This window comes from Bacillus sp. 2D03 (genome assembly GCF_003946765.1).
Classification (GTDB): Bacteria; Bacillota; Bacilli; order Bacillales; family Bacillaceae_G; genus Bacillus_A; species Bacillus_A cereus.
The window spans coordinates 435899-446325 of record NZ_RPSJ01000004.1 but is presented as its reverse complement, the minus strand read 5'-3'; the positions used below and the strand labels follow the sequence as shown (position 1 = coordinate 446325).

Genomic DNA, 10427 nt, shown 5'->3' with positions numbered 1-10427 from the left:
GCAAGAAAGTTCCTTATAAAATTACAGAGCGTCGCCCAGGTGATGTGGCAGTATGTTTTGCTGATGCATCGAAAGCAAAGCGTGAATTAGGCTGGGAGGCAACACGCGGATTAGAAGAAATGTGTGCTGACTCTTGGAAATGGCAATCAAATAATAAAAATGGCTATCTAGAAGTTTAATGGTGAATATACAAAAATGACCTTTGCATAAAAGCAAGAGGTCATTTTTTATATTCATTTTCTACTAAGTTTATTAGCGAACCTAGAAAAGAACGTTCGCTGTTTTAAATGATATGATTTTACAATATCTTATGCTACAAGGTAGTAGAATGAGATAGAGTAATGTATTATTTTATTGATTTTTTATGGGAATTGAAAGCGTATTATTGAAATGTATTCCAACACTTGTATCATTGCTAGAGTACGTTTATAATCAAGGAATCCTAGTTCATGTTTTGATAGGATTATTTATTATTGAAAGCGTTTTAAGTTCACTCCTTTTTTTGAGGTAGGAGGTCTGACTTATTTAGATGAAAAATTATGTATGTAGTTTTAAATGGGAAGAAAAATAATATAAGTATCATTTTATAGTGTGGGGAGGTTAAAAGTGTGAAAGGTAAAGATTTTCACACGAATATATATGGGTTATGTAGGATTATTACTTTCAGGGGCAGCTTTATTTTTAAATAGTCTTGTTATATTAGGGAAAGCAGAGATGAAAAGTGCGGGTGTTTTTAATTTATTTGTGGGTGCACTACAAATTATTATTCCGTTTTATTTGATTATGATTTCTGACCAAAGCAATTGGACAGTGTATTCATATGCGGCTACTTTCTTATTTGGATTAACTTATTTATATGTAGGTGTTACTTTTATAAAAGGAATGGATAGTAGTGGTCTAGGATGGTTTTGTATTTGGGTAGCAATTATAGCCTTATTCTATATGGTTGTTTCATTTGTTCAATTCCATGATGTTGTTAATGCGTTAACGTGGTTTATGTGGGCATTACTTTGGTATTTATTCTTTGTATTAAATACACAAAAGAAGAACATTAATCAATATCTTGGAAGGATTGCCTTCGTACAATCATGGGTAACATTGACTTTACCTTCACTCTTTTATTTTATGGGAGTGTGGGGAGAGGGATTTGTATATGAACTATGGGTTTATGTATCAGTAATTTCTATTTTGTACTTCTGTTATTGTATTTATAAATATCGAGTCCGTTAATATATTATCTGTATAAAGGCATGGAATCGTTAAACGAATTCCATGCTTTTTATATGTTAGCACTTATAATAGAGAGGTAGTATTTTACAATTTGCTAAAGTGGGGATGATGAAGTTGAAAAAAGTATTGGTGCTAGGGGGAACAAGATTTTTTGGTAAACATTTAGTAGAAGCACTTTTGCAAGAGGGGCACGATGTAACGATTGCGACGAGAGGAATTACGGAAGATTCTTTTGGCAGTAGAGTAAAAAGACTTATTGTAGATAGGGAAGATGAAAAACAACTAGCAGAGCGTCTAGGAGATAAAATTTATGATATTGTATACGATAATTTATGCTATAGCTCGAATGCAGCGAAGGTAATATGTGAAGTGTTACGAGGGAAAACGAAGAAATATGTTATGACATCTTCAATGGCCGTCTATGAACCTGCCCTAAGCTTATCAGAAGAAGACTTTAATCCGTACGAGTATGCAATCGCGTATGGAGATAGGAATGACTTCAATTATGGTGAAGGAAAGAGATTAGCTGAAGCCGTTGTATTTCAACATGCAACATTCCCAGTCGTTGCAGTGCGTTTTCCAGTTGTTATTGGAGAAAATGATTATACGAAAAGGTTACAATTTTACGTTGAATGTATTGTGAACCAAAAACCTATCGTTGTGGATCATGTAGATGGAACTTTGTCATTTATACATGAAAAAGAGGCAGGAGAGTTTCTAGCTTGGTGCGGAATGGCAAATGTGAGAGGAGCAATTAACGCCTGTAGTAACGGAGTAGTTTCTATGGAAGAAATTATGCATTTCATAGAAGAGAAGACGGGAATAAAAGCACTCATTCAGAAAGCTGGGGGAAATATAGCTCCTTATAATGAGGTAACTAACTGTACGTTACATAATGGAAAGGCTCGTGAATTTGGATTTTTGTTCCGAGAGCTGGAACTAGAAATGAAAAATGTTTTAAAACATTATATAAATACAATGAAGTAATCATAAATCCCCCGGTGGCAATCCGGGGGATTCTGGAGGATTTCGACAATACTGATTTTACATTACCAAATTTACCTTATACGTACGACTAATGTTTTTGTGATTGAATTGCTTGTAAATACTTCTCGTTTACTTGGTCCCAGTTTACTGTATGCCACCAGTTGGTAACAAACTCTGGGCGCCTATTTTGATACTTTAAATAATAAGCATGTTCCCATACATCAATTACGAGTAAGGGGATTTTCCCTTCTTGCAAAGGCGTATCTTGATTTGGTGTACTCATAACAGAGAGTTCCTCACCGTCAAGAACAAGCCATCCATAGCCACTTCCAAAACGACTAATAGCAGCTTTGGAAAGTTGATCTTTTAAGTTGTCAAAGGTATTGAAATAATAATCAATTACTTTTGCAACGTCTCCATTAGGCTCACCGCCACCTCGTGGGCTCATCACTTCCCAAAAAAGACTATGACAATAGTGACCACCACCGTTATTTCGTACAGCTGTAACAATTTCCTTCGGTAAAGCATCTAAATTACATAGCAATTCTTCTAAAGATTTATTATGTAATTCAGTATAATTTTCTAAAGTAGCATTTAAATTGTTTACGTATGTCGCATGGTGCTTTCCATGATGAATGGAAAGTGTATTGCTATCAATATGTGGCTCTAGTTCATCATAGTCATATGAAAGCTTTGGCAATTGAAATGAAGACATAACATTCCCTCCTTTCCATTTAAAAAGTTGGTCTAGGTAAAAATACTTTACCTGAGTCAAAAATACACCCATTTTCCATATAAGTCAATAGTAAGTCCATTAATTTTCTGAAAAATATTACAATAAAAGTAACACTCTCACTTTCATTTGTGACTCCTATCCTTTTTGCTTATACTGTAAAGTAGCAGGGTTTTGTTGAAATAGAAGGAGATTGTTTATGAGTAAAACGAAACAATTAATAGAGGAAGCAAGTAATTTTATTACGATTTGTTATAAGGAGCTTCATAAAGAACAATTGATAGAAGAACGTATAAAAGAAATTCAAATTGAGATAGAGAAGACAGGGACATATGAGCATACATTTGAAGAACTTGTTCATGGTTCACGAATGGCATGGCGTAACAGTAATAGATGTATTGGAAGACTATTTTGGAGTAAGATGCACATATTAGATGCGCGCGAAGTAAATGATGAAGAGGGTGTATATAATGCATTAATTCATCATATTAAATATGCAACGAACGACGGAAAAGTTAAACCAACCATTACGATTTTTAAGCAATATCAAGGTGAAGAAAATAATATAAGAATTTATAATCACCAATTGATTCGATATGCAGGATATAAAACAGAAACGGGAGTGATTGGTGATTCTCATTCCGCTACATTTACGGACTTTTGTCAGGAGCTTGGTTGGCAAGGAGAAGGTACGAATTACGATGTATTGCCACTTGTGTTTTCTATAGATGGAAAAGCGCCTATATATAAAGAAATTCCGAGAGAAGAAGTAAAAGAAGTGCCAATTGAACACCCAGAATACCCTATTTCATCACTTGGAGTAAAATGGTATGGTGTTCCAATGATTTCAGATATGCGTTTAGAAATTGGCGGTATTTCTTATATAGCCGCTCCGTTCAATGGATGGTATATGGGAACAGAAATTGGGGCGCGCAACTTAGCAGATCATGATCGTTATAATTTACTTCCGGCTGTTGCGGAGATGATGGATTTAGATACATCGAGAAACGGTACCTTATGGAAAGATAAGGCGCTAATTGAGTTGAATATTGCCGTACTACACTCCTTTAAAAAACAAGGAGTTAGTATTGTTGATCACCATACTGCTGCACAACAATTTCAGCAATTTGAGAAGCAAGAAGCTGCTTGTGGTCGTGTTGTAACAGGTAATTGGGTATGGCTTATTCCACCATTATCTCCAGCTACCACCCACATTTATCATAAACCGTATCCGAATGAAATTTTGAAGCCAAATTTCTTTCATAAATGATATTTAGTATAGGTTTTTTCTGTGAAATATAATTTTTTTAAATTACTGTTATGTAGCAAATGGAAGCCTTTACTCTCGGTTATTTTTGGAAGAGGCTTTTTGAACCAAGGAGTTCCTTATGTTATAATCAAATTTCTGTTTCGAAGACCTTATAGAAATATAAGGTCTTTTGTTTTGCTTTTTTATGTAAGAGGAAGAGATTCTTTCTTTTTAATAAGGGATTTGGCATATTTTTAGGGACAACATAAGTATGTGGGAAGTCGATAAAATGTTATGCATATATAATTATTGTGTTTTGGTTTTAAACAATAAAACATAATAAAGTTGTTTTTTTAGATTGCTGAGGAAGGAGGAAGTGTAAATGAGGATGAAGAGTCGAAAAACTGATTGGCCTGTATTTATTATTAGTGGTGGTTCACTTTTATTATTTGTAATTGCAGTTTTTTTGAACAAGGATTATGTAGAGAGTGCGATTAATAAAAGTTTCGCTTTTTCAATTAAATATTTCGGTGCCTTCTGGCAAGTTTTATTATTAGGTACATTTATTGTTGCGATGTGTATGGCGTTCTCCAAATATGGGAGAGTTAAGCTTGGAGGATTAGAAAAACCTGAGATTAGTACGGCAAAATGGCTTGCTATTATTATGTCTACATTACTTGCCGGAGGTGGCGTTTTTTGGGCAGCAGCAGAGCCAATGTATCATTTGATGACGGTGCCACCAATACATGATGGTATATCTGCTGGAACGAAAGAAGCAGTCATGCCTGCTTTAGCACAAAGTTATATGCATTGGGGATTTTTAGCATGGACGATTTTAGGTACAATTAGTGCGGTAGTTATGATGTATGGACATTATCATAAAGATATGCCGCTAAAACCTCGAACGCTTTTATATCCTATTTTTGGGGAAAAATTAAGAAAGAGCCTGCTTGGAACGATAATTGATGCAGCTGCAATTATTGCAGTAGCTGCAGGTACAATTGGCCCAATTGGATTTTTAGGTTTACAAGCAAGTTATGGATTACAAGAATTATTTGGAATTTCTGATGTGTTTACTACTCAATTAGCAATTATTGTTTGTGTGGTGGCCGTGTCTACCATATCGGCAGTAACAGGTATTGATAAAGGGATTCAAATTATAAGTAATTTAAATGTTAGATTAGCAATTGTATTAATGGCATTCATATTACTATTTGGGCCAGGTGGATTTATTATTGATTCGTTTGTTTCTTCGTTTGGATTTTATGTAAATGAGTTTATACCGATGAGCACATACCGTGGTGATACAAGTTGGTTAGGATCTTGGACAATCTTTTTCTGGGGATGGTTTATTGGATACGGACCAATGATGGCAATTTTAGTGAGTCGAATTTCAAGAGGGAGAACGATTCGAGAAATCATCGTTGCAATTGGAATTATCGCACCTATTATTACAACGTTTTGGTTTACTATATTAGGTGGATCAGGCGTGTTTTATGAGTTGATGAATCCTGGGTCTATCTCGGACGCATTAAGTGAATCTGGTATGCCGGCAGCTATGATTGCAATTACAGGACAATTGCCACTTTCTAATATTATTGGACCAGCATTTCTTTTATTAACAATTTTATTTGTAGTGACAACAGGAGATTCAATGGCGTATTCCATTTCAATGGCAGTGACTGGAGACGGAGATCCTAGAATTAGTTTGCGAATTTTTTGGTCGCTTATTATGGGCGCAGTTGCAGCAATTCTTTTATATATGGGTGAAGGAAGTATTAATGCGCTACAATCGTTTATCGTGGTGACGGCAGTTCCGGTATCAATTTTGTTATTCCCGATGCTATGGTTAGCGCCTAAAGTTGCGGGAGAATTAGCATTAAAACAAGGTATTGTAAAAGAAGAAGATAAAACTGCATTCTTATTTCAGAAGGCTAGTAAATCAAAATAAATAAAAACGTAAAAGAGGAAGCATCTTAAATGAGATGCTTCCTCTTTTACGTTTAATCTAATACTTTTCCCTTTGTTTCTGGTACACATAGTAGCATTGTAATTAACCCGATTGGGTAGATGATAAAAATTAAGGACAATGCTCCAAGTAGGTTGCCACCTGTAGCGAGTAAGCCAATAATAACAGGCCCAAATCCAGCTAACCCACGTCCTGTACCGAAAATAAAGTTTTCAGCGGTAGAGCGAGCTTCAGCAGGATAGTTTTCAGCTAAAATTGCTCCAAACCCTCCCATCATTCCATTTGCAAAGAATCCAAGCAATGCACTTCCCCATAATAATAATGTTGAATCTGTGAATAAGAAGAAGTAAATGAGACAGTATACTGTACCGCCAATATAATAGATTGCAAAAGTTTTACGGCGACCAATTTTATCAGCCAGAATACCAAAGATTGCAATTCCAATTAGCATACCGATGGTAGAAATGAACATCCAGCCACTTGCTTTTGCTAATGTATAGTTATATTTATTTGCTAAAATAGTGGGCATCCATGTGAAGATTCCGTAATATCCGAAGTTTTGGATAAACGACATAATAATAAGACCGATTGTTGTAATTGTTACTTTTTTATTGGCAAATAACTTTCGAAGTGGGAATTTTTTTATATGTTTTAGTTGTTCTGCTTCAGTAGTTGTTAATTTACCTGCAGCTTCTTTTTGCAATAGTTCCTTTTTGTAGCGTTGTTTTTGCTCCCATATTTTCGGTTCACTTAAACTTTTACGGACATAGACAGCTAGTAAAGCTGGAATTAATCCAAATAAGAAAACGGCTCTCCATCCAAAGTGCGGGACAATAAATGCTGGAAGGAGTGAAGCAACCAGTACACCAAATTGCCATCCAAGTGCAACAACAGATGTCGCTTTAGCGCGCATTTCTTTAGACCATGTTTCTGTTACAATGGCCATTCCGATTCCGAATTCACCACCAACCCCCATTCCAACTAAAAAGCGCAGAATTAATAATTGCCAGTAGTCTGTTGCGAAATAAATGAGTGCGGTTGCTAGTGAAAACAGTAAGATTGTGAAGGCCATTGTACGAATACGGCCAAATAAATCAGCAATAAATCCAAATAAATAAGAACCAATTAACATCCCTATTGTGGTAGCTAATGTTAAGTTTCCACCTTCAACAGGACTTAAGTGAAACTCTTTTAAAATATAGACAAGTACGAAAGATAATAGCAACATATCTAAACCTTCTGCTGCATATCCTAGCGCAGAACCAAATAATGTTTTATATCTTTTCGCTTTCGTCTCCTCTGTTGCTTGTTGTACATCAGTAGTGACGTTCATTATTACTCCTCCTTATTTTCTACAGTCGCTATGGAAGAATAACAAAAGGCCTTCTCACCTGATATGATGAGAAGGCCAAAAAAGCATACGTATCCCCAAAAAAGAACATACGTATATTGTATTCCGACTTCCTTCTCAACCTCACGGGGTTGGGTTAAAGGACTGTATTATATTACTTTATTTTTAGCACTCTTCTATTGTATTGTCAAATAAAGAGGAAGTTATTATGTGTAAAATATTTCAAAAAACATTTCGTTCTTCTTGACGCCGACTTCATTATTTTCCCATAATAAAACTAACTAAATAAAAAGGAATGAATCAAAGATGCTAAATTTAGTACTCATGATGATCGAACGAGTCGGACTTATAGTTATTTTAGGATTTTTACTCTCTCATATTAAAACTTTCAGACGCCTCCTTCATAAACAGGATGGCTATGTAGATAAGCTTAAGCTTATTTGTATTTTTTCGGTATTTACAATTGTAAGCAATTACACTGGGATTGAAATAGCAGGAAATACGATTATGAATGAAAACTGGTTACAAGGTGTTTCTTCTTCAAGTACAATTGCGAATACGCGTATTATGGGTGTTGGTATTAGCGGCTTACTTGGTGGCCCTATTGTAGGGGTTGGAGTCGGATTTATTGCTGGTATTCATCGTTATATGCTTGGTGGTACGACAGCGCTAAGCTGCGCAATCTCTTCTATTTTAGCTGGGATTATAACTGGTTATATCGGATATATTTTCAAAAAATATAATCGTACAATTACTCCTAAATTTTCAGCAGTTTTAAGTGTTTTTATCGTATCTTTAGAAATGCTTATGATTTTATTAATTATAGAGGATGGAATTAGCGTTGTGAAAACAATAGCGATACCAATGATTCTTGTAAATAGTTTTGGAAGTTTTATTTTACTTTCTATGATACAAGCTATTTTGCGTCAGGAGGAGAATGCAAAGGCACTTCAGACTCATAAAGTATTACGTATTGCAGATAAAACGTTACCGTATTTCCGCCAAGGCTTAACAGAAGAATCATGTAAGCATGTGGCACAAATTATTCACCGTTTTACAGGAACAGATGCGGTATCCTTAACAGATACAGAGAAAATATTAGCTCATGTTGGATTAGCATCAGATCACCATATTCCTTCACATAGTTTAATAACCGGTTTGTCGAAAGAAGTGTTAAACACAGGGAAAATAATGAAAGCGAAATCACGTGAGGTTATTAATTGTCAACATGAAGGCTGCCCTTTGCAAGCGGCGATTGTAATTCCACTAACTTCGCATGGAAATACGATAGGGACATTAAAACTCTATTTCAAAAATCCTAACCAGTTAAGTCGTGTGGAAGAGGAATTAGCAGAAGGGTTAGCAAAAATATTCTCCACGCAGTTAGAGTTAGGAGAAGCTGAGTTGCAAAGTAAATTACTTCAAGATGCGGAGATAAAAGCATTACAAGCGCAAATTAACCCACACTTTTTATTTAATGCGATTAATACAGTATCAGCTTTATGCCGAACAGATGTAGAAAAAGCAAGGAAGTTATTATTACAGCTTAGCGTATATTTCCGTTGTAATTTGCAAGGGGCACGTCAGTTATTGATTCCACTAGAACAAGAATTAAACCATGTACAGGCATACTTATCACTAGAACAAGCAAGGTTCCCAAATAAGTATGAGGTAAAGATGTATATTGAGGATGAGCTAAAGACAACTTTAGTACCACCATTTGTTCTTCAACTATTGGTTGAAAATGCATTGCGACATGCTTTTCCGAAGAAGCAACCAGTATGCGAAGTAGAAGTGCATGTTTTTGAAAAAGAGGGTATGGTTCATTTTGAAGTAAAAGATAATGGACAGGGAATTGAGGAAGAACGTTTAGAACAATTAGGAAAGATGGTAGTTTCGTCAAAGAAAGGGACTGGAACAGCTTTATATAATATTAATGAACGTCTTATTGGATTATTTGGAAAAGAAACGATGCTTCATATCGAAAGTGAATTAAATGAGGGGACAGAGATTACTTTTGTTATTCCAAAAAAAGTAGGGGAGGAAGAGCAGATTGTTAAAAGTACTAGTAGTTGACGATGAAATGTTAGCACGTGATGAACTAAAGTATTTATTAGAGAGAACGAAAGAAGTTGAGATAATTGGTGAGGCTGATTGTGTGGAAGACGCATTAGAAGAACTAATGCAAAGTAGACCAGATATTGTGTTTTTAGATATTCAATTATCCGATGATAACGGATTTGAAATCGCGAATATATTAAAGAAGATGAAAAATCCACCTGCAATTGTATTTGCTACTGCCTATGATCAATATGCGCTGCAAGCATTTGAAGTAGATGCGTTAGACTACATTTTAAAACCATTTGATGAAGAGCGTATTGTGCAGACATTAAAGAAGTATAAAAAACAAAAACAAGCGCAAATAGAAACGAAGCACGAAATAAAGGGGACAGATGTAACAGCAGAGATGCATAAATTAGCATTACCAATTGAAGAATCAATCGTACTTGTGAATATTGAAGATATTATATATGTAGGGCTTGTAGATGGGAAAGTAACAGTAAAAACAACGAGGGAAACGTATGTAACACATGATACACTTGTAATTTTAGAGAAGAAGTTACCACAAGCAAGCTTCATGCGCGTACACCGTAGCTTTATTGCGAATATTAATCATATTACTGAAATTCAGCCATGGTTTAATTCTACTTATAATTTAATCATGAAAGAAGGATCGAAAGTACCTGTTAGCCGTACATATGCAAAAGAACTCAAGAAGCTGCTTCGTATTTAAGAAGCAGCTTTTGTATTTCATCCTTTTATATTTGTAACTGATTCTGTATATTTGACGTTCTGTTATGTAAACGCTTACTTATGCGTTTGTATCCTATACAATAAAGGTACCAAA

The 10427-nt window shown here is 35.2% G+C and carries 9 protein-coding genes; 7 read left to right on the top strand and 2 right to left on the bottom strand.

The genetic code is table 11. The features are described from left to right. The 3 genes from EBQ15_RS12795 to EBQ15_RS12780 all read left to right on the top strand — a co-directional run. A partial coding sequence (locus EBQ15_RS12795) for a GDP-mannose 4,6-dehydratase (RefSeq protein WP_206430802.1) occupies nucleotides 1–179 on the top strand: 179 nt, incomplete at its 5' end. A gap of 460 nt (nucleotides 180–639) precedes the next feature. Continuing rightward, entirely contained in the window at nucleotides 640–1230 is a 591-nt protein-coding gene (locus EBQ15_RS12785) for an AmiS/UreI family transporter (protein WP_000542569.1), read from the top strand. A gap of 105 nt (nucleotides 1231–1335) precedes the next feature. Continuing rightward, complete coding sequence (locus EBQ15_RS12780; RefSeq protein ID WP_033683613.1) at nucleotides 1336–2217, top strand: NAD-dependent epimerase/dehydratase family protein; 882 nt, start codon at nucleotides 1336–1338, stop codon at nucleotides 2215–2217. Between the two features lie 88 nt (nucleotides 2218–2305). Here the strand turns inward: EBQ15_RS12780 and sodA are convergent, their stop codons facing one another. Then, entirely contained in the window at nucleotides 2306–2932 is a 627-nt protein-coding gene (gene sodA, locus EBQ15_RS12775; RefSeq protein ID WP_000094037.1) for a superoxide dismutase [Mn], read from the bottom strand. Between the two features lie 217 nt (nucleotides 2933–3149). On the opposite strand from sodA, the gene EBQ15_RS12765 reads away from it, so the two are divergent. Both EBQ15_RS12765 and EBQ15_RS12760 read left to right on the top strand, forming a co-directional pair. Next, entirely contained in the window at nucleotides 3150–4220 is a 1071-nt protein-coding gene (locus EBQ15_RS12765; protein ID WP_000047624.1) for a nitric oxide synthase oxygenase, read from the top strand. Nucleotides 4221–4581: 361 nt separating this feature from the next. Next, nucleotides 4582–6150 (top strand): BCCT family transporter, encoded by a 1569-nt coding sequence (locus tag EBQ15_RS12760; protein ID WP_001242442.1) that lies wholly within the window; start codon nucleotides 4582–4584, stop codon nucleotides 6148–6150. Nucleotides 6151–6202: 52 nt separating this feature from the next. Here the strand turns inward: EBQ15_RS12760 and EBQ15_RS12755 are convergent, their stop codons facing one another. Continuing rightward, complete coding sequence (locus EBQ15_RS12755; RefSeq protein ID WP_001103402.1) at nucleotides 6203–7501, bottom strand: MFS transporter; 1299 nt, start codon at nucleotides 7499–7501, stop codon at nucleotides 6203–6205. 324 nt (nucleotides 7502–7825) lie between these two features. Between EBQ15_RS12755 and lytS the strand changes: the two genes are divergently transcribed. Next, on the top strand, nucleotides 7826–9595 hold the full coding sequence (gene lytS / locus EBQ15_RS12750) for a two-component system sensor histidine kinase LytS (RefSeq protein ID WP_000933589.1): 1770 nt from the start codon (nucleotides 7826–7828) through the stop codon (nucleotides 9593–9595). After that, nucleotides 9573–10313, top strand: coding sequence for a LytR/AlgR family response regulator transcription factor (locus EBQ15_RS12745; protein WP_000921841.1), 741 nt, complete (start codon nucleotides 9573–9575; stop codon nucleotides 10311–10313). Before lytS ends, EBQ15_RS12745 begins: the two co-directional genes overlap by 23 nt. Nucleotides 10314–10427 lie beyond the last annotated feature (114 nt).